This window comes from Frankia sp. ACN1ag, from assembly GCF_001414035.1.
Classification (GTDB): domain Bacteria; phylum Actinomycetota; class Actinomycetes; order Frankiales; family Frankiaceae; genus Frankia; species Frankia torreyi.
This window is the reverse complement of sequence record NZ_LJPA01000038.1, coordinates 16835-40140: the sequence shown is the minus strand read 5'-3', so window position 1 is coordinate 40140 and position 23306 is coordinate 16835. Positions and strand designations below refer to the sequence as shown.

Genomic DNA, 23306 nt, shown 5'->3' with positions numbered 1-23306 from the left:
ACGTTGCTGGCGGCGTACGAGCGGCTCGCGTCCTGTCTTTCCGACGGCAAGGTAAGCGCTCTTGCCCCGCAGGACGAGCGGGAGCGCCGACGCATTCTCGCGCTGTTCGAACGCACCCAGATCCCCATCCCGACGGAGATCCTCGTCAACTATGCCGCCGAGGATCGCACCTGGGCCGACTGGATCGCCGTGGAGCTGGCGGCGGTCGGCTTCGCCGTGACACTGGAGACGACCACCGGCGTGCCACCAGGCTGGACCGGCGATGGCCCGGCCGCAACCGCACCCGGCGGAGGCTCCCGGACGGTGGCCGTCCTGTCCCGGGCCTATCTCCGCTCCTCCGGGCAGGAGCGCTGGCGTCAGGCGACCGCCCGCGATCCGAATGGCCTCGCCCGCCTGTTCCTGCCCGTACGTATCGAGGAGTTTCCGCTCCCCGCCCAGTTCGGCGAGCAGGACTACACCGACCTCGCCGGCCTGAGCGAGACCACCGCGCGGCGGGCGCTGCTCGCCGCGGTGGGGCGGCCCGACCGCCGTACCGCACCCCTGCGCACCAGGACCGGCGCGGACACCGCGGTCCGCTTCCCCGGCGACCCACCGCAGGTCTGGGCGGGAGTGCCCGCCCGCAACCTCGCGTTCGTGGGCCGGAAGGAGCTCCTCACCGAGCTTCGGAACCGTTTCGTCGGCGTCGGCACCGTCCCGGCCCACACCCAGGTGTTGCAGGGCCTCGGCGGCGTGGGCAAGACCCAGCTCGCCACGGAGTACGTACACCGCTTCGCGACTTCGTACGATCTGGTCTGCTGGATCCGCTGTGACCAGTCCACGCTGCTGCGCAGTGGGCTGGCGGCCCTCGCCCGGCAGCTCGGGTTGCCGGCGCGCCCGCGGCACGAGCCGGTCGACGACGTGTTGAACGCCCTGCGCCGCGGCGATCCGTACCGGCGATGGCTGCTCGTCTTCGACAACGCCGACAGCCCGGACGACATCACCCCGCTGATTCCCCTCGGGCCGGGGCATGTGCTTATCACCTCCCGTAACCAGCGCTGGCAGGGCCGTCAGGAACGGATGGAGATCGGGGTTTTTGGTCAGGAAGAGAGCGTCGCCCTGCTGCGCCGTCGAGCTCCGACGCTGGCGGTGGAGGTCGCGACCAGGCTCGCCGACGCGCTGGGCCACCTGCCGCTGGCCCTCGAGCATGCGGCCGCCTGGCATGCCGAGACCGGGATGAGCGCCGAGAGCTACCTGCAGCTCCTCGACAGCAGTCCCGGTCCACTGCTGCTGAAGGGCGAGATTCCCAGCTATCCGGGCCCCATCGCCCGGACCTGGCTGCTGTCCGTCGACCGGCTACGCACGCAGGCCCCCCTCGCGGCGCGGCTCGCCGAGCTGTGTGCCTTCTTCGGCCCGGAACCGATCAGCCTGCGGCTCTTCGCCGGTGAGGAACTGCGAGATCTGGAGGACCCCCGGGACCAGGAGTTCCGGGATCCACTCACGCTGGCCACCGCCGTCCGGAACATGACCGAGCACGCGCTGGCCCGGGTCGACGAGCGGGATCAGAGCCTGGAGATGCACCGGCTCGTGCAGGCGGCGATCCGCGACGACTTCTCTCCGGACCAGCAGGCGGGCGTCCGTCAGCGGGTGCAGGCGTTGCTGGCGGCGGCGGATCCCGGCGATCCCGACGAGCCGCATACCTGGCCTCGCTATGCCTTGCTACGCCCCCATCTCGGGCCGGCGGGAGCCGCCGATTCCACCTCACGGGACGTCTCCAAGCTGGTCCTCAACATCGTCCGCAGCCTGTACATGCAGCGTGACCACAGCGGCTGCCGGGACCTCGCCGACGACACGTTGCGCGCCTGGAACGTCAGCCTGGGCGAGAACGACCAGCGGACCTTGGAACTCACCCTGAATCTCGCTGACAGCCTGCGGGACCTGGACGAGCCGGAACGGGCCCGCCAGCTGGACCAGTCGGCCCGGGAACGGCTACAACGCGTTCTCGGGCCGGATGCTCCCCTCACGCTGCGGGCGGCGATGGCGCTGGGCGGCGACCTCCGCCGGATCCGCAGGTACCAGGATGCCCGCACGCTCGACGAGGAGACCTACGAGCGGTGCCGGATGCGCGGCTGGCTCGATCACCCCGACGGGATCCTGAGTGCCAACAATCTNGCGGTTTCCCTGCGCTTCGTGGGTGATTTTGCCACCGCCCTCGACATGAGCCGAGACATCTATGAACGGGCGCTTCGGCTGAACAGCAAGAAAGCCGTCTACACCCTGCAGCTCGCGGACAACCATGCCCGCGATCTCCGCGAGTGCGGCCACTACCAGGAATCGCTCACGCTCCTGGAGGAAACCGTGGAACGCTGCCGCGAGGACCTGGGCGAGGGTCATGCCGACACCCTCAGATCGTTGCGGAACCGCGCGATCTCCATGCGGTGGTGCGGCCAGAGCGACCGCGCTCGTCAGGAGTCGGCCTACACGCTCGGCAAGATTGACAACCTGGTAGGACAGGACCATCCGGAGGCGCTGGCGACGGCCGTCAGCCTGGTCTTCGACCTGTGCCTGGCCAGGGAGACCTCAGCGGCCCGCAGCCTGGCGGAGGCTACATTCCGGCGCGCCCGCGGTCGGCTCGGACCGGACAGTCTCTACACTCTTGCCGCCGCGAACGCGTTGATCACGGCCCTCCGGTCGGAAGGGAGCGCGGCCGCCGCCACCCAACTCGCGAAACAGACCGTCGAATTGCTGAGGACGTCACTACCCCAGGATCACCCGTTCATCTTCTACTGCCTGGAAAATCTGGCCAACTGCTACTACGACACGAACAACTTCATCCTCGCCCAAGGACTCGATCAGGAGGTCGAGGCCGGCCTGCGGGCGAAGCTCGGCGACAGCCATCCCCTCACCATGATTGCGTCCCTCAACCATGCCACCAGCCTCTCGAGAACCGACCCGGCGACCTTGACCCGGGGTCTGCAGGTGGACATTCTCGAAAATCTTGAGGCGGGACTCGGCGCCAACCATCCGGTCAGTGTTCGAGCACGCGACGGCGAGCGGGTGGACCTTGAGATCGATCCGCCCCCACCGTAGCGGAACGAGCCCGTACGGTCAGGGACCGCTGCCGGGCCGGATGCTCGAGGTGAAGCCGGACATGGCGTCGGCGGGGCGCACGGCCTCCTGGCGGAGCCTCGCCAGGGCGTCGCGCAGCCGCGGATGGGAGCGGTCGCCGAGGTCGCCGAAATCACCGAGATCGGCGAGATCGATCTCGGACAGATCGGGCAGAGCCGACTCGAACGCCTCGTCCCGGTCGATCATGCGCTGCTCGCTCCCGTCCCGTTCGACGACCCGCGCGGCCGACGGTCAGACTGCAGCGTACGGGCCGGCAGTCAGCCCACCGACAACGGCGCCGTAGAACGGGCGAGTTGGTCGTCCTACCGTCGATCCGGCCCGACAGCCTGGACCTCCGACAGCATTCCGTGGTCGAGCGCGTCATCCGGGTAACCGCCACGGGGCGCGGCGGCCGCGGGGCGCCACCTCTCCTCAACGGAGGATCAATCCACAGGTGACCGGACCCCGCCGACGATCTCGCGCACTTGTTGACTGCGGTCTGGACGACCTGTTTAGGTCGGATGGCGAGATGCGGCATAGCTCACACTCCGCACGTCATCCTGGTGCCCGACCGTCCGTCGGCTCCGGGCCCCGCCGAAGGGTCGGGGGCCGGTCGGGTGCACGGTGGGCGCGGAGGCGATCGCAGGATCGGTGGCGGGGTCGCGTCGGCATCCGAGGTGTCCTGTCGTCCATGCGGGGAGTGGCCCATGAGCTCGGAGTTCGCCTGGTCCGCTGAGCAGGTCGAGCTGCGCCGGACGGTACGCGCGTTCGCCGCGCAGGTCAGTCCGCAGGAGGAGGTCCGGCGGCTGATGGCGTCGCCGCTCGGCCACGATCCCGCCGTCTGGTCCCGGCTCGGCGAGGAACTCGGTGTGCTCGGCCTCGCCACGGACGAGGAGTACGACGGCGTCGGCGACGGGCTGGTCTCCCAGGCGGTGGTGATCGAGGAGTTGGGCCGGGCGCTCGTGTGCGGGCCGCTGCTCGGTTCGATCATCCTCGGTGCCACGGTGCTGGGGGGCCTGAGCGACAAGGCGGCCCGAGCGGAACTGCTGCCGGGGCTCGTCGCGGGCCGAACCACTGCCGCGCTGGCGGCGCCGCTGCACCGGGGCGGGTTCGACCCGGCCGCCGTCACCGTGACCGCCACCGCCCGCCACAGCAGCGCCTCCGCCTCGGACGGCACCCCCTCGCCGGACGGAACCCCCTCGCCGGACGGCACCGCGACCGCCGGGTACACGCTGCGTGGTTCGGTCGCGCACGTGCTGGACGGCGCCGCGGCGGACCTGCTGCTGGTCGCCGCGACGATCGGCGGCGCGGGCGCGGGCACCGACGGGGACGGCGACGGAGACGGGGACGCCGTCGGGCTGTTCGCGGTGAGCGCCGACGCCACCGGCCTGGTCCGGCAGTCCGCGGCGACGATGGACCTCACCCGCCGGCAGGCCACCGTCAGCTTCAACGACGTCCCGGCCCGGCTGCTCGCCGCGGCGCCGGAGGCCGCGGCCGTCCTCGCCACCACCGCGGAGACCGCCGCCGTGCTGCTGGCCGCCGAGCAGGTCGGCGCCGCCCAGTACCTGCTTGATCTCTCCGTCGAGTACGCCAGGACCCGGCTGCAGTTCGGCCGGCCGATCGGGTCGTTCCAAGCGGTCAAGCACCTGTGTGCCGACATGCTGGTGCTGGTCGAGCAGGCCCGTTCGGTGGCCTACCACGGGGCATGGGCGCTCGACGAGGGCACCGACGACCCGCGGATCGCGGCGAGCCTCGCGCAGTCGGTGTGCTCGACGGCGTTCACGCAGGTCGCGGCGATGGCCGTGCAGGTGCACGGCGGGATCGGCTTCACCTGGGAGCATCCCGCGCACCTGTACCTCAAGCGCGCCTATACCGACGCGGCCCTGTTCGGTGGCGCCGAGGCGCACCAGGAGCGGCTGGCCCAGCTCGTCCTTGACGACGCCGACGGCCACTAGCCCGGCCGGCGCAACCCACGGCCCACGCAGGCACCAGCAACCCACGCAGACACCAGCGACCTACGGCACGACGTGACGACGACAGGCGGGAGACGGCGATGAGCGCCGAGACGGCCGACGCCCTGGCTGCGGCGGGGGCTTCGCAGGACGACCGGGCGCGCGTCGAGCGGGCCGCCCACGGGGTGGTCGCCGGCCTCGACCCGGCCACCGCGACGACGGCGGAGTACCTCGGCGCCTGCTACGACGCGGGCCTGGCCTGGGTGCACTTCCCCGTCGGCTTCGGCGGCCTCGGCCTGCCCGCCGGGCTGCAGGCGGTCGCCGACGCGATCCTGGCCGCCGGCGGGCGGCCCGACCCGTTCCTGAACAACCCGATCGGCGTCGGCATGGCCGGCCCGACCCTGCACGGCCACGCCGACGAGGAACTCCGGGCGAGGCTGCTGCGCCCGCTGTACACCGGCGAGCAGATGTGGGCCCAGTTGTTCAGCGAGCCGGGCGCAGGCTCCGACCTCGCCGGACTGTCGACCCGCGCGGTGCGCGACGGCGACGACTGGGTCGTCGACGGGCAGAAGGTGTGGACGAGCCTCGCGCACCTGGCGAGCTGGGCGCTGCTGCTGGCCCGGACCGACCCGGACCTGCCCAAGCACCGCGGGCTGACGTACTTCATCGTCGACATGCACGCCCCCGGCGTCGAGGTCCGGCCGCTGCGGCAGGCCACCGGCCAGGCCGAGTTCAACGAGGTCTACCTGACCGGCGTGCGCGTCCCGGACGCCCACCGCCTGGGCGACGTCGGCCAGGGCTGGAACGTCGCGATGACCACGCTGATGAACGAGCGCTCCGCGATCGGCGACTCCGCGCTCGGCCGCGGCTCCGGCACGATCGCCGACGCGCTGGAGCTGTGGCGGGACCGGCCCGACCTGCACAGCCCGGCGCTGCGGCTGCGGCTGGCCGATCTGTGGACGCAGGCCGAGGCCTACCGGCTCACCGGGGAGCGTGCCCGGGTCGCCCGCACCGCCGGACCGCCCGGACCGGAGGCGTCCATCGGCAAGCTCGTCGGCGCCGAACTCAACCAGAAGATCTACGACTTCTGCATGGACGTGCTCGGCCCGGAGGGCACCCTCTACGACTCCTACGACGACCCCGCCGACAGCCTGCAGCGCCGATTCCTGCGGGCCCGGGCCAACACGATCGAGGGCGGGACATCGCAGATCCTGCGCAACGTGCTGGGCGAACGGGTGCTCCGGCTGCCCGGCGACGTCCGCGTCGACACCGGCAAGCCCTGGCGGGACGTCCCTCGCGGCTGACCCGCCCGTCAGTGTCGCAACGCCGTTACCCGCGCGATGCGGTGAACGGGCAGGATCGGACAGGTGCGCATACGGCGGGCGTCCGAGGAGGACTGGGACAGGATCTGGCCAATCTGGCGGGCCGTCGTGATCGAGGGCGAAACCTGCCCCTGGGAGCCGGACACCGGTGAGGAGACCGCTCGAGCCGTCTGGATGCTCCCGCCGCCGGCCGAGGTGCTGGTCATGGAGGAGATCGAGGAAGAGGCCGAGGCGGACGAGGCGGCGGACGGGCTCCCGGGCGCGGTGGCCGTCGTGGCGACCGCGCTGCTGACGCCGAGCCTGCCGGGCCTCGGCAACCACGTGGCGCAGGCGATGCTGCTGGTCGATCCGAAGCGGGTCGACCAGGGGGGGCCTCGCGCCGGCGCCGGTCCGTACGAGGATCACGGGCCCTACGGTGGCCCGGCATCCCCCACCCGTGGGCGTGCCGGCGGTCACTGGGAGAGCGTCAGCCGCCAGGCCGCCGAAGAGATGATCGACTACGCCACGGACCTGGGCTACCAGGCACTGCAGGTGCACGTCGTCGCCGCCAACCCGAAGCTGGTCTCGCTGTGGCGGTCGCTGGCGTTCCGCCAGGTCGGCACGCTGCCCGCCGCGTACCGCCACCCCTGGCTCGGCAACGTCGACCTGTACGTGATGTACCGCTTCCTGCCTCCGCGCGAGCGCTGACGCCGGCTCAGGCGGCTCGCGGGGCGGATGGGTCGAACGGTTCGGCGACCTTCCACAGCTCGTCGAAATGGAGCCGGTGGGCCTGCACGACGTCCGCCCGCAGCACGAGTCGGGTGTTGACGATCGTCGGCGGCATGGCGGTGCCCGCATGGGCTCCGGGCGTGACCTCGTATCCGATGACGTCGTCGAAGACGATGAAGTCGAGCAGGGCGCGGCTGGCACGCAGCGGGATCGACTCCGGGTGCAGGGTGCGCACCTCGATGCCGTGGTTGGAATGGCGGGAGCACAGGCTGTGCAGGTTCTCCTCGGCCAGCACGTTCTCCCGCTCCAGCACGAGGATGCGCCGGATCCGCACGCCACGTCGTTCGGCCGCCTCGCGCTGACATTCCAGGTAGCGATGACCGAGGTCGCTCTCCCAGAAACCGTCGGCGAAGCCGTGCACGCCGCCGTCGACCGAGGGCAGGCTGATGGCGTCGATGGATGTGCTGGCCTCCCGGGTCAGGCCGAGCAGCCAGTCCCGGTCCTCGCCGAAGTAGGTCGCGGTCCCGCTCTCCAGTTCCCGCAGGAACTCGGACATCCGATGGATCTCCGCATGGGCAAATTCGTAGCGCAGCCGCGGTGACTCCCCGATCGCGACCGCGTTTCGAAGGAACTGGACGACGACATCGGTGCGCATCGCCGACGTCTCGACCAGACTGAACAGCTCAGTAATCTCGCTGATCTCGGCGAAACGGCGCTGCACGATGGATTCCATGCTTGAATGATGCGCCGCGATCGAGGTTTCGACCAGCTTGATGCGTCGCTCGAAGTCGACGAGGAACTGCACGATGAGGACGACGGACCCGACGAAGGCGGAGAACAGCAGTGCCCATTCCTTCTGCTGCCCGGTCAGATTGGCGATCACCCAGGTGAGACCGCCGGTGAGGACGCTGATCGTCGACTTCCGCAACACCTCGGATGTCGTACCGACCCGGATCTGGTCGTTCACGGTTCCCCCGAACCTAGCGGGCTCCATCGCCCAGGCTGGCGAGGAGCGAGAGAGCAAGCTGATCGCGGATCCAGCCGACCAGACTTTCCCACTGACGGGAGAAGCCGAGCCGTTGTTCCAGACCTGTCCAGACCGGAAGCAGCTCCTCGCCGATCCGCGCGCCTGGCATCCACACATGCAGCAGATGATCTATTACCGGCGTCAACTGTGATGGCAACCGACCTCCTCCGCCTGCCCGAACCCGGCTGCCGGCGACGACATGCTGGACTGTGGTGAGAAGCCAATCGTGGAGAGCGAGATCCTCGCATAGTCCGACGATGCTCACAAGGTCCAGGCCGGATCCATGAATACGCAGTGTGCGTACGGTTTCGTCCGCGACGACGAATCCGATGCGGCAGACGTGACCGGACGCCGGTGAACGGCCAGAAGTGGTGTCGGCGGCGGCGGATCCTGAACTCCAGGCCGATTCGCCGACCGCGGGATGGCCGCACGGGAGGAGCGCGAACCTGAACCGCGTCCGCCGCGCCCGAAAAGGAGGCTTCTGGTCGAGAATCGGGCTTTCCTGCACCTGGTCGAGCAGCCGGCCGCAGACCGCCCCCAGATCGAGGGTGGTCCCGGGCCCGTCGCCGGTCTCGGTCAGCAGGAAGCCGTCGGCCAGGTCGTCGGCGGACAGCCGGCCACCCACCTCGATCGTCCCGGGGTGGGCGAGATGGTAGGCCCAGGGCCGGCGGCGCCCGGCCGGCCGCGCACCGCCCAGGACGATCCGGACGTGGGTGCTGGCCTGCACCAGCCGGCCGCTGGTCACCGAGGCTCGGCTGAGCACCGTGCCGAGGCCGTCGCGGCGGGCCCCGGAGGCACTGGGCACGGGGCAGTGCACCCCAAGGGTCAGGTCCGGCGAGACGCAGTGGGGCACGGGCCGCGCCGAGACCCGCACCTGGGACCCGGGCCGCAGGGCCACGACCGCCGTGGCCTCCGGCTCCGTGAGCGCCCGGGACTGGGCGAGCAGGCCTGTGCGCACCTCGCCCACGAGAACACGCGACCCGTCGTGGGCGACGCCGGCGGGCGGGATGGCCCCCTCCGCTCTCTCATCCGCCCTCTCATCCGCCATCTCATCCGCCGAGGAAGACATGGCCGACCCGGTCGGGCAGCTCCGCCGGCAGCGGCACGTTCTCCCGCCCGGCCCGGCGCAGGGTCTGTTCGGCCACGATCGGGTCGACGGCGACCTGGCCGAGGGTCATCCGGACCGCGTGCTCGACGGGGAGGAACCGGCCGTCGAGCACGGACAGGGTGCGGTACGCGGTAAACGGGGCCGCGTGGCCCGGTAACTGGGCGATCGTCGGGAACTGCGCCCAAGTGGCCGGCAGGTCGTCCGGATCGATGCCGACCGGGGTCGCGGCGGGTCGACCGAGGACGCGTAGCTGGCCGAGTCGGAGAAGCTGCCACACGGTGGCGAGGAACGGGCACGACCACCGCCGGCCGGCCCCCTGCTCCCGCCAGATCTCCACGTCGAGGAAGATCGAATGCCGGTGCGCCCGGTTCTCCACCGGCGGCTGCCAGGCCACGGGTGCCCGCATGGCCTGCCGGGCGCCCCCGGCCGGCGATCGGACGCCGTTGCACAGCCAGCCGTTCTCGTGCACGGGCGGCCGGTTGCCGTTGAAGCCCGCCGCCGGGTCGGCCACGATCAGACCCTCGACCAGATCGGCGAGGGAGGCGGCCGGCCGGGGCCCGGCCAGCGCAGCGGCACCGTCCATCGGCGCGGCGCAGCCCGATTCACGCGCGATGTAGTCGATGGTCAGTCCCGCGCAGCGGGCGGCCGCGATCAGCCGGGGCACCACGACGTCGGGCCCGAGCGGCGCGGCGGCGTAGTCGTCGACGAGGACGCAGGTGCTCGCCCGCAGCCGGGACCGCGGGACGCGGGCGAGGTCCGCCAACTGGTCCGGGCCGGTCCACGTCGCTATCCGGCCGAAGTAGGCGGGCAGGTCGACGCTGCCGTCGACCAGTTCCTCCATGTACAGGTGGCCGAGTTCGACGGACAGGTGGGACAGGGGTATCTCCACCGTCCGATCGGTGGCGCTCGTCTCCCCGACGACAACCTCCACGCCCGTCACGCCCCCACGCCCGTCACGCCCCCACGCCCGTCACGCCCCCATGCCCGTCACGCCCCACGCCCGTCACGCCCCACGCCCGTCACAGCCCTTCCCAGGACTCGTCGTCCAGGACGTTCTTGGCGAGGTCGTCGAGGGCCGTGCTGGTCTCCGGGTTCGCGATCCGCAGCGTCCAGACATCACTGTCGAGGATGAGCTGTTCACGCCACTGCAGGACGGGATCCAGCGGGACCGAGCCGAGCAGGACGCTGCGCCCGATCCGTCGTCGCGCGGCGAGCTTCTGCAGCTCCGCATCGGTCTCCTGCAACCATGCCGCCTGGGTGGGCAGCAGACCGGCGAACTGCGACGAATCAGGGTCGGGAACGGCGGTACGGACGAACCGGACGGAGTCGTGCAGCCGGTCTCGGTGATGCCCCTTGGCCGCGCCGGTGTCCACGATGCCGTGCTCACCGTAGGCGAGGCCCGCAGCCGCGACGATGTGCTGCCGGGTCCAGCGGTGGAAGACCAGCCAGCGGGTGACGACCGCCTGCAGGGCGGGCCGTGCGGTGACCTCGAGGACGAGCTGCAGCGCGTAGGAACGCCCGGCGCTGAGATCGACGATGACGAGTTCGAACTCCTCCGCCAGGCGCCGCAGCAGCCGCTGGCATCGGTCCGTCATCTCGTCGTCGGTCGGGAACTCGCCGCCGCCCTCGTCTCCGGGCAGCAGCACCAGCCGTCCCGCGCCCGCCGGCCGGGGCCGCAGCTCGGCCCGTTCGATGTGCCGCCACAGATCGAGCTCGGCCGGTGCGGCGACCGAGCCCTCCAGATAGCTGTGCAGGCCGCGGCCGCCGGTGATGCCGCGGGTGGTCGAGTCCACATGCAGGATCGCGCCCGCGGTCGGCGAGCCGAAGTCGAAGTCGAGATAGCAGACGTCGCTGCCCTGCAACGCGCAGCGCAGCGCCACGTTGCAGCTCGTCACCGATCGACCGGTGCCGCCCTTGTCCGAGGTCGCGAACAGGATCATTCGGGATCGCCCTGCCTGGATCGGCGCGCCGCGACGAGCTCGTCGAGCTCGCCCAGCACCTCGAACAGGATCGCGATCGCCGTCCCGGGCCTGCTGTCGGCGACGGCGCGGGCCCGTTCGAGACGCCGACCCAGGTGGTCGAGCCGCCTGCCCACGGGGCCCGCGTCCGTGGCGCCGCGCAGCAGTTCCTGGCTGTAGAGGTGATCGGCCTCGATGGCGAGATCCTGGGTCATGACCATCAGTCGGTCGTTGCGCAGCGGCGCCTCGTTGATCATGGTGGCCGCGACCACGAGGCACTCCATCACCCGCTCGGTGAGGTACCACGAGGGTGCCTGATCCTCCGGCTTGAGCTGCGGGAAGGCGGCGCTCGCGTCGTCCCAGAGCCCGGCCGCGGGGCCGCTGGTCAGCCGGCGCAGATGCAGATGGTCCCAGACGTCGTCCGTCAGGCGCAGCAGCCGATCCCGCAGCTCCGTCCCGCCCGCGAGCGAGGCGACGCGGATGGTCCGCTTCAGCAGGGCCGTGGCGAAGTCGGCCACCGGCCAGACGACCTCGGGGCCCCGCTGTCCGGAGGGGAGGTCCTCGGCGCCGTAGAGGTTCAGCCGCACCCCCGGGACGTGCATCTCGACCGCCGGGTCCTCCTCGAGCGCGCGGCGCGTGACGCGGCCCCGGGCCGACAGCTCCTCGAGCACCCGGCCCACCCGGGCCAGGTCGAGGTCGACGGCCCGGCGTTGGACGAGCGCCTCGACCGTGACGGAGGTGACGAGCAGGCTGTAGTAGTCCGACTCACGCCCGTCGGTCGTCCGCCAGGGGATGTCCTCCAGCGGCCAACGCTCCCCGCCGAACCCGGCGAGGATGGACCAGTACTGCTGGGTCAGGTCCCAGCGGATCTGCAGGGCGCGCATGAACCCCTGCTGCTCCTCGGTCAGCAGGTCGAGGATGCGGGTCCGTTCGGAGAACAGATCGAGGATGCCGTCGAGCGCGACGACCGTGAAGTACAGGAACGGTCGCCGGACGGCGACACCGACCGGCTGGTCCAGCGGCTCCGCGGTGGGCACCTCCGGCGCGTCCCTGATGATCCCCCAGGACCAGCCGCACTCGAACAGATGCTCCTCGTTGTCGAGCTCCTCGGCGCCGCCGGAACCGAGGGTGACCTCGGCGAGGCCCGCGCGGACCTGGGCGAGCGCCTCGTGCAGCTCGGCGACGATCTTCTTGGGCGGCAGTCCGCGCTGGTTGACCGTCTGGCACAGCACGCGGCCCGCGGGCGAGTCCGGTGCGAACGAGTGCACCGTGAAGCTGCGCAGCAGGCCGACCATCGCCGCCGTGAGCCGACGGCTGGCCATCTCCTCCAGCTCGGCGATCTGGGCCAGCAGCGCCGGGCGCCGCACGACCTTCTCGAACACGTTGAGAAAGCCCAGCGTGGCCAGCGAAAGAGTGATGGACATCGAGAAGGAGTCGACGACATCCAGCCGCCGCTGCTCCGGGGTGAGTAGTTCGCCTTCCACCCGCGGCTCCAGGTAGCTGCCGCCCGCGAAGACCGGCGTGTTGGCGCCGGCCGTGTACCGCTCCATGTAGGCGCGCATCGCCATGATCAGCCGACGCGGAATCTCGACCGCGTCCCCGAGCTGGGCGAGTGCCTCACGCAGGTCCCGGGCCGTCTCGTCCGGCCGGTCGAGTTTGAAGGCGGCGATCTGGGAGGCCGGATACATCAGGCACAGCAGTTGCTCGGCATCACTGGTCGAATTCGGCTCGGCCCGCCCGGCGGGTGTCCACACCCCGTCGCGGTAGGAATAGTCGACCGTCGCCCGCCACAGCTCGAGAAGCGACTGCCGAGGTCGGATGCGCACCTTTCACCTCCGGTCCCGGGACCGCCGGCCCCGGCTCATGCGGCACGCACCCGGCCGCAGGCTACGATCATCCCGGTGTACCCGGCCCGCAGGACGTCGCTGCCGATGCCGATCCGCTCCAGTCGCAGGTCGGTGGCTGCCGTCTCGAGAATCCTCCGGATGTAGCCCTCCTCGACGGCGACGGCCGGAAAGCGGCGTCCGCCGACGTCGTATCCGTCCGAGTTCTCCATGAAGGCCGCGGCGAACGGGGCGCCTACGCGCAATGCCCCGACGAACCGCCGCACCGCGTCCTCGAACTCCTCCGGTCGCTCCGAGATGGACTCGGCGACGAAGAACATGGTGCCGACGTCCCACCCGCGCCTGGGCAGCTTGAACACGCTGCCCTGCTGCACCGACACGCGGTCGGCGAGCGCCTGGCGCGGATCGCCCACCTCCTGGTAGCGCGACCGTTCACACAACAACTCCCAGAACGGATCCCACGAGCGCCCGTAGTCGCCGATCTCGTCCCGCAACCAGGCCACGTTGCTGGCGGACGGCTCAAACAGCGTGATCGTGCGACACAACGGCAGCATGGCCAGCGCCGGGTACAGGTTCGGTCCGGATCCCACGTCGAGCCCGCGGGCCCCGCCGGCCGGCAGCGAGTCCGCGAAGAAGTCCCGGACCAGTTCGAGGATCTGCCGGTCGTCCGAACGGAGGCTGCGATAGTTGTGGCGCAGGTAGGAGGCCGTGTCGAACTCGTCCCAGGGGAAGTCGGCGTTGCGCGGCGCACCGACGGAGGAGGGCAGCCGCTCAAGCGCCTCCCCGCCGGCGCCGCGACCGGTCGGCCGAGTACCGAGCCGGTGACGGGAATCGACCTGGGCCATCTGCGGCTCCGACATGATATACACCTCTTGGATTCAAGCTATCAAATACCGAGCACGGCCGAACAAGCACGGCCAAAAAGGTCCGAAGGTCGGCGGGGGTGGCGACCCGCCGAGTTCGCGCCGGTGGCGGACATACCTGCTCCCCGTCACATCCCACGGTCGGACGGTCCCACTCCGAACGGACGCGACGGCGACCGACACACCAGCACGCGAGGTCGGCCACGATGCCCGGATCCGATCAGGAGGATATTTTTCCCGATTGCGCGGGCGACAACCACAACCACCCCCAGCTCCGGTCAACCCCACACCTAGGCCGCACTGCTCACGGCGGGCGGCGGGCGCGCTCCGCGCGACTATCGGTAGCGATCTGCCGGGCGACTTACTCGACTATCGGTTCTGCATTGCTCCGGAACTTCTCGGCTCGCGGATCGAGTGGGTCGCGTTGACCTCCCACCGCGGGTGCCGTGTGCCTGTCCCGGTCCACGGGGTTGAGCGCCAGTTCCAGGAGTTGGCGGGGTTCGTCGGGGCCGAGGTAGTCGGCGATCTCGCCGAGCCGCACGAAGCCCAGCCGGCGGTAGAGACGCACCGCGGCGGCGTTCTCGCCGTCCACGGTGAGCCGGACGCGATCGAGACCCTGCGCACGCAGGCGGTCGAGAGAGGCGTCGGCGAGCCGCCGGCCGAAACCCCGACCCCGACTGTCCGGTTCGACCCCCAGCCCCAGGAACCAGGCCAGGCCGCGGGTCGTCGAGCGGACCGCGACGGAGTACCCGCGCATCCCGCCCGCCTGTTCCAGCACGAGCAGTTCGCCGCGGTGCACGTCGAAGATCTGTCTCAGGACGAAGTAGGGATAGGCAAGATGGCCGAAGATCATCTCATCCAGCGCGGCGAGGGCCGCCAGATCCTTTTCCTGTACCTGCCTGATGATGGTCGGGAAGGAACCCATGCCCGCCTCCGGTGAGCGTGGCGCGGCCCGGCGCCGTCCGCCGGCGCGGTCGCCGGCCTGGCTCCATCGCGTCCACGATCCGTGTGATCCGTGCGCTCCGCCTCCATCATCGTCCGCAGCNCACACAGCCGCACACGATCCGCGATCCGTTACCTCGAAGTGGTATCCCGGGNTACCTGGACCGACGCGAATGCCCTCGGGCGGTTAACACCTCCGCCTGACTATGGCGCGGATCACTTCATGAGCCGCCGGATCAGGGGCAGGGCACCCGGGGAACCATGCCCCCCAGGGACGAGGAGCCTGCCTGTGCGTGTAAGCGCCGCGCCCGATCTGTCCTTCTCCAACATGCAGTCGACGATCGCCGTGCTGACGGTCCTGGTCGGTGCGGTCATCGTCGCCGCGGCCGCCGCCATACTGCTGCACCGGGTCGCGCTGCGTATCGGCCGGCATTCCCAGATCGTCGCCGATCTCGCGCACCGCGGCCGGCGGCCCGTCCGGCTGACCCTGATCCTGCTCGCGCTGCTCATCGGCCTCAACGCCACCCACGAACAGGACTGGACGCAGCCGGCGATCCACGTCTGCGACATCCTGCTGATCGCCGGGATCGGTTGGTGCGTCGCCGTCCTCGCGTTCGTCTTCGAGGAGCTCGCGCTCGCCCGCTACCGGGTGGACGTCGTCGACAACCGGCACGCCCGGCGGGTGCGCACCCAGGTCACGCTGATGCGGCGGATCACCGTCGCCATCATCTCGATCATCGCCGGTGCGTCGATGCTCATGACGATCCCGAGCGTGCGCGTCGCCGGGGCCAGCATCTTCGCCAGCGCCGGCGTCGTCGGCATCGTCGCGGGCCTGGCGGCCCAGACCTCGCTGGCCAACGTCTTCGCGGGCCTGCAGCTCGCGTTCACCGACGCCATCCGGGTCGACGACGTGGTCGTCGTCGAGGAGGAGTGGGGCCGGATCGAGGAGATCACGCTGACCTACGTCGTCGTCCACATCTGGGACGACCGGCGGATGATCCTGCCGTCGACGTACTTCACCACGACGCCGTTCCAGAACTGGACCCGCAAGGAGTCCGCCGTGCTCGGCGCGGTGGAGCTGGATCTCGACTGGGAGGTCCCGCTCGAGGAGATGCGCGCCGAGATGCACCGGGTCCTGGCGGCCACCGACCTGTGGGACCAGCGGGTCTGCGTGCTGCAGGTGACCGACGCCGTCGGCGACCACATCCGGATCCGGGTGCTGGTCAGCGGCAAGGACGGCCCGACCACCTTCGATCTGCGCTGCCACGTGCGGGAGGCCCTCGTGCTGTGGCTGCAGCGCAACCATCACCGGGCACTGCCGCGAACCCGCATCGAGTTCGACGCCACCGCCCACCTCACCGGTCCAGGCTCCGGCCCCCTCGCCGACCCTGGCCACCTCACCGACGACCGCCGCGACGCCAGCCGGTACAGCGCAGACCAGCACAATGGTGCCGGCCCTTACGGTGCCAACAGCCACCAGAACGGAGCCGGCGACCGCGACGGGGGCGCCATCGGCACCCTGGTGCGCGAGCGGGAGGACCGCGACGGGATGCCCCGCGACCGGCTCCGCAAGCGCGACGGCGCCCGCCGCGGCTGGGAGCCGATCACCACGATCACCCTGTCCACCAGGGACGGCGACGGCAGTCATCTCCCCCCGACGCCCCGCACCCCCGACGGCTCGACCGGCCCGGGTGAGGCCGGCGACGCCCCGGACGGCCCCCAGCCCCCGCGCGCCGACGCCGCCGACGACGCGCGGCTGTTCTCCGGCGCGAGCGCGGACTCCGCCCAGCGGGCTCGCGACTTCAGTGAGACCACCGACCACACGCCCGACCCGGACCACCCCGGCGACGACCCCGGCCCCGGGAGGGACGCAGACGATCGGTGATCTGCTCGCGGTAAGCCGCTGCCACCGGACACCACCACCGGCGACCGCGGACCCGGGCACGGGGCCAGGGCCGGGCACGGGGCCGGTGGCGCGGTTTCCGCGGAACCTCGTGGAAGGGAAAGACGTACCCGCGGACGGCCGCTAGGTTGGCGGCCTGATCGGCGATCTTTTTACTGGAACCGCCGCGTACTACGCTCGCCACCGACCTGGCTACCCGCAGGCTTTTCGGTGTCGATCCCGAGCCCGAAATGCTCGCGGAGGCGGCACGAGCGGCGAGCCTGGCGGACGTCCGTAACGCGAGATGGGTGGAAGCGCGCGCAGAGAACCTTCCCCCGGAAATCGGCCGGTTTCGCCTCGTCACCATGGGCCGGTCATTCCACTGGATGGACCGGGACCGTGTTCTGGCAACGCTCGCCGACATCGTCACCCCGGGCGGCGGACTCGTCATCGTCAACGACAACTGCCTCGTCCGGCCCGCCACCGACTGGCAGCGGGCGATCGAGGAGGTCCAGGCGAGGTTTCTCGGGACCGTGCGTCGCGCCGGCAGCGGCGTCTTCGTGCCACCCGCGGAGTCCCACGAGAGCGTCCTGCGCCGATCCCCGTTCCGGCACGTGGAAAGGATCGTCTTCGAGTTCGAGCGAAAGTGGACGGCTGACCAGATCGTCGGCTACTGATCTTTAACGTGCGGTGCCGGTGGATGGATCATGATGATGGCTCCGCAGTCGATCCGGTGACGGCGACGTGCCCTCCGGGCAGATCAGGATGGTGCCAGACCGGCCCGCGGACGGCTGCCGGCCGGCGCACAATCCCGCCCCTGACCCGCCCTCGACCCGCCCTCGACCCGCCCTCGGCTGATGATCGAGGTGTTCCGCGGAACCGCGCCACGGTCATCACGCTTCCGTCACCGGGCGGGCGCACGGTTCGGCTGCGCTTCCGCTGGTGCTGGTGCTGTCCNCGTGTGCTGCCGGGACGCGACCGTCACGGTCGCNGCTGTCGCGTCCGCACGGTTCTTTGCCGGTCCGGTCCGGTCCGGGTCCGGGTCGGGTCAACGCTCACGTCGCGTGGCCGGCGAGGGGGGCCGGGGGCAGGGGTGTGCAGGGGAACGGTGCCATCCGGTCCTTGTGTAGGGACAGATCGGACGCGGAACCCACCAGAGCGACCAGGTAGGCGCTCTCCCCTGCATCCACCCTGAACACCCCACAGCCGCCGTCACGATCTGTGATCACCACCACGGCCACGGGGTACGGTCATTTTCGGATTCCGCGGAACCGGAACCGGGCGGGATCCGCTCCAGTCCGACCCGGTGAATTAAAGATCAGTATCTGTACTCGACGTCCTTCCCCATCGGGCGGCTCCTGGGAGACCGGCGAGCTTCCTTCGAGAAGGAGATCACCGAGGCGCTGCGCACATCCTCCCCGGACGGCAGGTTCGTGGAGCCGGTCCACCTTGCGGCGATCTTCGCCCTGCCGGGCGCGTGAAACCGCCGGCCATCCCGAGATGATCCCGCCCGGTCCACCCGCGACGCGCCCAGGCGCGCGTCGGGTCACCCGCGCCGGCCGGCCCCGGAACAGCAAAAAGCCGCCGGGACCGAGGGGCCGGCGGCGAAGTCGGGATGGCTGTGCACTGGCGCGGGAGGGACGTCGGGGGCGAGGTCGGCGGGCAAGGTCGGCGGGCAAGGTCGGCGGGCGAGGTCGGCGGGCGAGGTCGGCGGGCGAGGTCGGCGGGCGAGGTCGGCGGGCGAGGTCGGCGCGGGGCGGGCTGGGCCCGCGCCGGCCGACCTCGCGGCCGTCGGCTTCTCGGCAGTCCCGGAGATCACCGATGGGTGTCGCCGTGACCGACGGTCAGTGCGGTCACCGACGGGCGTAGCGGCGGCTACGACCACGCGACCGGCTGTTGCTGTGGCCGCCGACGTTGCGCCAGATCAGCAGCACCAGGATGGCACCGATGATGGAGCCGATGATCCCGGACGGCTGGAGCGCGCCCTCACCGACATCCTTGTTGAACAGGACGTAGCCCAGGAAACCGCCGACGAAAGAACCGATGATGCCCACGACAATGGTGCCGAGAATGCCGATCGGATCGGGTCCGGGCAGCACCACGCGAGCGACGGCGCCGGCGACCAGACCGAGCAGAATCATGACGACGACGAATGTGACCATTTTATTCTCCCTGCCAAGGTGGTTGAGTCCTGTGTCCCCGCACCCGATCGGCATAAACACCGGTATGCGCACTCTTTTCCGGTCCGGAGGGAACAGACCGGAGGAAGAGGGCAGGGACGGGGCGACCCAGCCACCCCGGGCAGGCGGTGCTCAGTCGGCGCTGCGGCGGCGGCGCCGGCGGGCCCGGCGGACCAGGAGCACCAGCGCGGTGCCGGCCAGCACGCCACCGGTGGCCCGCGGGTTGTTCCGGGCCCGCTGCCCGGCGGAACGGGCCGCCTTACCGCTGGTGGCGAGGGTCTTCTCGGCCGTGGCGTTCACCTGCGGGTGCTGGGCGAGCCGCTCCCGGACGGTTCCGACGGCCCGGTCGCGAGCGCCGATCGTCCGCTCCGTCGCGGCGGCCAACCGGGGGTTCTCGGCGACCTTCTCCCGCACGGTCCCAGCAGCCTTCTCCGCCGCGCCACGGGTCCGCTCGGTTGCGGCGGCGACGTGCGGAGCGAGGGTCGCGGCCGCGCCGCTGACGCGCTCGCGCACCTCGGCCGCGCCCACCGCCACCCGCTCCCGGGTGCTCGACGCCTCCCCCGGCCCGGATCCTCCCTCCCCATCGGACGCGGGGGAAGGCGCGGCGGCGGGGGAAGGCGGGGCAGCGGGGGAAGGCGCGGCGGCGGGGGAAGGCGCAGCGGCGGGGCTGTGACCGTTCAGCGCGGGCGCGCTGGTCGGCCGTTCCGGCTCGGGCGAGGACGGCCGGGCCCCGCCAGGGGCTGACGGTGCCGCGCCTTTCGGCGGCGTGATCGGCGCGGGGTCCGGCGTGGCCGCGTTCGGGTCCACTGACATCGGGTGGTTCCTCCCTCATCGTCTTACTTCGTCTCGAGGTCTTCCGATCTCGACAGCCTGCGGATCCCCGCGGCCCTGGCGGTCTCGGCGCGGCGAGTTACCGCGTCGACGCACCGTCGCCGCCGCCCGCGCGGCCCGGCCGGCCCCGAGAGGGGTCGAGCCGCCTTACCGGGCCATGGTTCGGCCGACCGGCGGGCGGTCCATCCGGTCGGGCGGTCCGGCGGGTGGGCCGCGGCGGCCGCGGGAGACAACCCGGTGGTGGCCACCGGGATACCCGTGGTAGCGCCGCGAGATGTTCACGATCCGTTCTCCCGTCGGCGGTACCCCGTCCCCGATGTTGATAACACGATGTGGCGTGCGTGATACGGCGTCCCTCGCATCACGTGTCCGACAACGCGCGATATGACCCGAATCTCACGTGACGTGCACTAAACCCTTCCCTTCCCCATGCCTCTGCCAAACCGGTAACGACGGCGGACAATGGGAGGTATCGCGCGAGAGGCGGGGCGAGCGGTCCGCGGTCGGTTACGGTGCGGGCAGCAAGGCCCGATGCGGCAGGGGGGTGGCTGATGTCGGACGCGCCTGGGATGCTCGTCGATCCGGAGCGGGACGGCCCGCTGGACGGCGTCGCCGCCCTCGCAGCCCGCCTCGCGCGGGGCGAGGTGACCTCCCACGAGCTCGTCGAGGCCGCGCTGGACCGGATCGAGGCAACCCAGTCCACGCTCAACGCCTTCCGCCGGGTACGGGTACGCGAGGCACTCGCGGAGGCGGCAGCGGCCGACGTGGAGCTCGCCGCCGGGTCGGCCGGTGGCCGGGGCGGATCGGCCCACGGCCCCGGCGGACCGGCGGCCGACCGGCACCGCCCCCTGCTCGGCGTGCCGATCGCGATCAAGGATGACACGGACATCGCCGGTCTGCCGACGGCGTTCGGCGCCGCGGGCGAGTTCCCCCCGGCCGCTCGGGACAGCGAGATGGTGCGGCGGTTGAAGGCCGCCGGGGCTGTCATCGTCGGCAAGACGAACACGCCCGAGTTCGGGCAGTGGCCGTTCACCGAGGGCCCGGCGTTCGGGGTGACCCGCAACCCGTGGGATCTGGACCACTCCCCCGGCGGCTCCTCCGGCGGCGCGGCGGCAGCGGTGGCCGCGGGCCTGGTGCCCGGCGCGATCGGTTCGGACGGCGCCGGATCGGTGCGCATCCCGGCCGCCTGGACGCATCTCGTCGGGATCAAGCCACAGCGCGGTCGCATCTCCAGCGCGCCCGTGCGCGAGCAGTTCAACGGCCTCACCGTCTACGGCCCGCTGACCAGGACCGTCGCCGACGGCGCCCTGCTGCTCGATGTCCTGGCCGGCAGCCTGCCCGTCGACCGGGACTCCGCGCCGGCGCCGGTCGAGCCGTTCCGGTCCGCGGCCGGGCATCCCCCGCCCCGGCTGCGGATCGGGGTGTCGCTGCACCGCCCCTACAGCGGGATGCCGGCGAGCCTCGATCCGGCGGTGCGCGCCGCGGTGGAACGGATGGCCGAGGTGCTCGCCCGGCTCGGGCACGACGTCGTCCCGGTGGAGCCGCCCTACGGCCTGCTCGGGACGATCTTCCTGCCGCGGTCCATGGACGGCATCCGCGACTGGGCCGGACGGGTCCCGGACCCGTCCCTGCTGGACCCACGGACCGTGGCCAACGCCCGGACCGGCCGGGCGCTGCGCCCGTTCCTGGCGTTGACCCGCGCGGCCGAGCCGCTGGCCCGGCTCAACATCGGCCGGATCTTCCGCCGGATCGACGTGGTGCTCGCGCCGACGACGGCGACCCCCCCGCCGCGCGTAGGCGAGCTCAACCGGGAGACCAACTGGGCCACCGACCAGGCGATCGTGGCGGCCTGCCCGTTCGCCTGGCCGTGGAACGTGCTGGGCTGGCCGGCCGTCAACGTGCCCGCCGGGCGCACCGCCGCCGGTCTGCCGGTCGGCGCCCAGCTCATGGGGCCCGCGGGCAGCGAGGCCCTGCTGATCTCCCTGGCCGCGCAGCTCGAGGACAGCGAACGCTGGCACCTGCATCACCCGGGCGAACGCGCCGTCCCTACGGCCTGACCTTCTGGGCAGGTTTCCGTCACCCGACGGCCGGGTTGCGAGGGTGTGTGGTCGAACGCCTGGTCTGCTCGGGAGAATGAGCCATGCGAACTGCCCGGACGAACCCTGCCGCGCCCGCAGGAGCCGATGCGGTGGGTGGGCCGGAGAACCTGCGCCTGATCGTCGCCGGGGCGGCCGTGCTCACGCTGGCGCTCGTCGTCGACCTGGGACCCGGCGTCGCGCTGACCGGGTACTTCGGCCTGGGGCCGCTGATCCTCGCCGCCGCCTGCCCACCGTTGATCACCGCCGGCATCGGNGGACTGACGGTGATCGTGGCGATCCTCTCCGGGCTCTGGGACCACCGCTTCGGCACGCAGCCGCACATCGCCGCGATCATCCTGGTCCTGGTCCAGTCCGCGATCGCGGTCTACATCTGCGTGTACCGGGACCGGCAGCGCTCGAAGCTGCACCGCGTCCAGGCCGTCGCCGAGGTCGCGCAGCGGGCGCTGCTGCCGGCGGTCCCGGGCCAGCTCGACGGGGCCGGCTTCGCCGCCCGCTACCTGTCGGCGGCGCAGGAGGCGTCCGTCGGCGGAGATCTCTACGAGGTCGTGCCGACCGCGAACGGCATCCGAGTGATCATCGGAGATGTTCGGGGCAAGGGGCTGCCGGCGGTCCGGCTGGCCTCGGTGGTGCTCGGCGCCTTCCGCGAGGCCGCGGTGACCTGGCTGGATCCCGAGCAGGTGGCGGCGGCGTGCGCCCGGGCGGTGGGGCGCGAAGCCGGGCCCGAGGACTTCGTCACCGCGCTCGTCCTGGACATCCATCCCGACGGGCGGCTGGGTATGTGCTCGGCGGGCCATCACCCGCCGCGGCTCGTCTCGGCGGACGGATCGGCGACGCTGGAACTGCGCTCGCCCAGCCCCCCGCTCGGGCTGGCCGAGCGGTTCACCGTCACGACGGCGCACTGGGAGATCGGTGACCGGCTACTGCTGTTCACCGACGGGCTGATCGAGGCCAGGGACGCCCAGGGGCGCTTCTTCCCGCTGGACGATCGCCTGGACCTGCTACGGGGCGGCGGCCAGGACGAGGCTCTGGATCGGCTCATCGCCGCCGTGGGAACCCATGCCGGCGGGGCCCTGCACGACGACCTCGCGATCCTGCTGGCCGAACGGCAACCCGTCCCGATCGTGGCCCCGACCGCGAAGACCGCCCCGACCGCGCGGGTCGCCGCCGACTGAGGGTGCGCCCGCCGGGATCAGCCCTCGGCCCGCCGGCGGCTGCGGCCCTCCCGCCGGTAGGAGAACGGCCCCGGCAGGTCGACGCTGGACAGGCCGCCGCGGCGGTTGCGCGACCAGACCCGCCAGGAGACGCGCCCGAGCTTCAGCGTGACCGAGGACACCCCCCGCTCGCTGACGTTGAGGTGAAACGGTCCGTACCGCGGTCGGCGGGTGTATCGCAGGCCCATCAGATACCTCCGGAAAGGGGCAGTCGCAGGGAGCGGACGAGGAACGAGCGGCGCTGATATCGGCTTTGTCTCCCCGAATTTCGCGGACTAACCATCAATCGGCACCG

The 23306-nt window shown here is 71.5% G+C and carries 19 protein-coding genes and 1 pseudogene; 9 read left to right on the top strand and 11 right to left on the bottom strand.

What is annotated here, in order from left to right:
- Positions 1-3: 3 nt before the first annotated feature.
- Together fxsT and UK82_RS40220 are read left to right on the top strand one after the other, a co-directional pair.
- Positions 4-2147: pseudogene (fxsT, locus tag UK82_RS40225) on the top strand (FxSxx-COOH system tetratricopeptide repeat protein); the annotation flags it as partial.
- 1 nt (position 2148) lies between these two features.
- On the top strand, positions 2149-3066 hold a 918-nt coding region (locus UK82_RS40220; protein ID WP_236706446.1), incomplete at its 5' end, for a tetratricopeptide repeat protein.
- 18 nt (positions 3067-3084) lie between these two features.
- Here the strand turns inward: UK82_RS40220 and UK82_RS25855 are convergent.
- Entirely contained in the window at positions 3085-3291 is a 207-nt protein-coding gene (locus UK82_RS25855; RefSeq protein WP_055409857.1) for a hypothetical protein, read from the bottom strand.
- A 500-nt stretch (positions 3292-3791) separates the two neighbouring features.
- Between UK82_RS25855 and UK82_RS25850 the strand changes: the two genes are divergently transcribed.
- The 3 genes from UK82_RS25850 to UK82_RS25840 all read left to right on the top strand — a co-directional run bounded on the left by UK82_RS25850 (position 3792) and on the right by UK82_RS25840 (position 7045).
- Positions 3792-5039, top strand: coding sequence for an acyl-CoA dehydrogenase family protein (locus UK82_RS25850; RefSeq protein WP_055409855.1), 1248 nt, complete (start codon positions 3792-3794; stop codon positions 5037-5039).
- Positions 5040-5137: 98 nt separating this feature from the next.
- Positions 5138-6340: an acyl-CoA dehydrogenase family protein gene (locus tag UK82_RS25845; protein ID WP_055409853.1), complete on the top strand. Its 1203-nt coding sequence runs from the start codon at positions 5138-5140 to the stop codon at positions 6338-6340.
- A 63-nt stretch (positions 6341-6403) separates the two neighbouring features.
- Positions 6404-7045 carry a GNAT family N-acetyltransferase gene (locus UK82_RS25840; RefSeq protein ID WP_044885698.1) on the top strand — a complete coding sequence of 214 codons (642 nt, stop codon included), beginning with the start codon at positions 6404-6406 and terminating at the stop codon, positions 7043-7045.
- 7 nt (positions 7046-7052) lie between these two features.
- Here UK82_RS25840 and UK82_RS25835 read toward each other — a convergent pair whose 3' ends face one another.
- The 7 genes from UK82_RS25835 to UK82_RS25805 form a co-directional block, all read right to left on the bottom strand.
- On the bottom strand, positions 7053-8033 hold the full coding sequence (locus UK82_RS25835) for a hypothetical protein (protein ID WP_052681136.1): 981 nt from the start codon (positions 8031-8033) through the stop codon (positions 7053-7055).
- Positions 8034-8046: 13 nt separating this feature from the next.
- Positions 8047-9141, bottom strand: a complete 1095-nt coding sequence (locus UK82_RS25830; protein WP_055409851.1) for an SCO2521 family protein — start codon at positions 9139-9141, stop codon at positions 8047-8049.
- 1 nt (position 9142) lies between these two features.
- A complete protein-coding gene (locus UK82_RS25825) occupies positions 9143-10141 on the bottom strand; it encodes an SCO2522 family protein (protein WP_052681135.1) in 999 nt (332 codons plus the stop codon).
- Positions 10142-10220: 79 nt separating this feature from the next.
- On the bottom strand, positions 10221-11141 hold the full coding sequence (locus UK82_RS25820; RefSeq protein WP_055409849.1) for an SCO2523 family variant P-loop protein: 921 nt from the start codon (positions 11139-11141) through the stop codon (positions 10221-10223).
- On the bottom strand, positions 11138-12985 hold the full coding sequence (locus UK82_RS25815) for an SCO2524 family protein (protein ID WP_055409847.1): 1848 nt from the start codon (positions 12983-12985) through the stop codon (positions 11138-11140). Before UK82_RS25815 ends, UK82_RS25820 begins: the two co-directional genes overlap by 4 nt.
- A 35-nt stretch (positions 12986-13020) precedes the next feature.
- Complete coding sequence (locus tag UK82_RS25810) at positions 13021-13863, bottom strand: SCO2525 family SAM-dependent methyltransferase (protein ID WP_236706445.1); 843 nt, start codon at positions 13861-13863, stop codon at positions 13021-13023.
- A gap of 364 nt (positions 13864-14227) precedes the next feature.
- Positions 14228-14791, bottom strand: coding sequence for an N-acetyltransferase (locus tag UK82_RS25805; protein ID WP_236706444.1), 564 nt, complete (start codon positions 14789-14791; stop codon positions 14228-14230).
- Between the two features lie 306 nt (positions 14792-15097).
- On the opposite strand from UK82_RS25805, the gene UK82_RS25800 reads away from it, so the two are divergent.
- Both UK82_RS25800 and UK82_RS31955 read left to right on the top strand, forming a co-directional pair.
- Entirely contained in the window at positions 15098-16693 is a 1596-nt protein-coding gene (locus UK82_RS25800) for a mechanosensitive ion channel family protein (RefSeq protein WP_044885694.1), read from the top strand.
- Between the two features lie 248 nt (positions 16694-16941).
- Positions 16942-17367, top strand: coding sequence for a trans-aconitate 2-methyltransferase (locus UK82_RS31955; RefSeq protein ID WP_236706443.1), 426 nt, complete (start codon positions 16942-16944; stop codon positions 17365-17367).
- A gap of 1176 nt (positions 17368-18543) precedes the next feature.
- Here the strand turns inward: UK82_RS31955 and UK82_RS25785 are convergent.
- Both UK82_RS25785 and UK82_RS25780 read right to left on the bottom strand, forming a co-directional pair.
- Positions 18544-18852 (bottom strand): GlsB/YeaQ/YmgE family stress response membrane protein, encoded by a 309-nt coding sequence (locus tag UK82_RS25785; protein ID WP_044885693.1) that lies wholly within the window; start codon positions 18850-18852, stop codon positions 18544-18546.
- A gap of 150 nt (positions 18853-19002) precedes the next feature.
- Positions 19003-19683 (bottom strand): hypothetical protein, encoded by a 681-nt coding sequence (locus UK82_RS25780; RefSeq protein WP_055409844.1) that lies wholly within the window; start codon positions 19681-19683, stop codon positions 19003-19005.
- A 569-nt stretch (positions 19684-20252) separates the two neighbouring features.
- Between UK82_RS25780 and UK82_RS25775 the strand changes: the two genes are divergently transcribed.
- Together UK82_RS25775 and UK82_RS25770 are read left to right on the top strand one after the other, a co-directional pair.
- Positions 20253-21758, top strand: coding sequence for an amidase (locus tag UK82_RS25775; protein WP_055409843.1), 1506 nt, complete (start codon positions 20253-20255; stop codon positions 21756-21758).
- Positions 21759-22054: 296 nt separating this feature from the next.
- Positions 22055-22972, top strand: a 918-nt coding sequence (locus UK82_RS25770) for a PP2C family protein-serine/threonine phosphatase (protein WP_236706442.1), incomplete at its 5' end; no start/stop codon positions are given.
- A gap of 17 nt (positions 22973-22989) precedes the next feature.
- Here the strand turns inward: UK82_RS25770 and UK82_RS25765 are convergent.
- Positions 22990-23199: a DUF4236 domain-containing protein gene (locus UK82_RS25765; RefSeq protein WP_044885689.1), complete on the bottom strand. Its 210-nt coding sequence runs from the start codon at positions 23197-23199 to the stop codon at positions 22990-22992.
- Positions 23200-23306 lie beyond the last annotated feature (107 nt).

Coding starts and splice junctions, on each gene's coding strand:
- UK82_RS25855 (WP_055409857.1), bottom strand. CDS start 3,291: ATGATCGACCGGGACGAGGCGTTCGAGTCGGCTCTGCCCGATCTGTCC.
- UK82_RS25850 (WP_055409855.1), top strand. CDS start 3,792: ATGAGCTCGGAGTTCGCCTGGTCCGCTGAGCAGGTCGAGCTGCGCCGG.
- UK82_RS25845 (WP_055409853.1), top strand. CDS start 5,138: ATGAGCGCCGAGACGGCCGACGCCCTGGCTGCGGCGGGGGCTTCGCAG.
- UK82_RS25830 (WP_055409851.1), bottom strand. CDS start 9,141: ATGGCGGATGAGAGGGCGGATGAGAGAGCGGAGGGGGCCATCCCGCCC.
- UK82_RS25820 (WP_055409849.1), bottom strand. CDS start 11,141: ATGATCCTGTTCGCGACCTCGGACAAGGGCGGCACCGGTCGATCGGTG.
- UK82_RS25810 (WP_236706445.1), bottom strand. CDS start 13,863: ATGTCGGAGCCGCAGATGGCCCAGGTCGATTCCCGTCACCGGCTCGGT.
- UK82_RS25805 (WP_236706444.1), bottom strand. CDS start 14,791: ATGGGTTCCTTCCCGACCATCATCAGGCAGGTACAGGAAAAGGATCTG.
- UK82_RS31955 (WP_236706443.1), top strand. CDS start 16,942: ATGCTCGCGGAGGCGGCACGAGCGGCGAGCCTGGCGGACGTCCGTAAC.
- UK82_RS25785 (WP_044885693.1), bottom strand. CDS start 18,852: ATGGTCACATTCGTCGTCGTCATGATTCTGCTCGGTCTGGTCGCCGGC.
- UK82_RS25780 (WP_055409844.1), bottom strand. CDS start 19,683: ATGTCAGTGGACCCGAACGCGGCCACGCCGGACCCCGCGCCGATCACG.
- UK82_RS25775 (WP_055409843.1), top strand. CDS start 20,253: ATGTCGGACGCGCCTGGGATGCTCGTCGATCCGGAGCGGGACGGCCCG.
- UK82_RS25765 (WP_044885689.1), bottom strand. CDS start 23,199: ATGGGCCTGCGATACACCCGCCGACCGCGGTACGGACCGTTTCACCTC.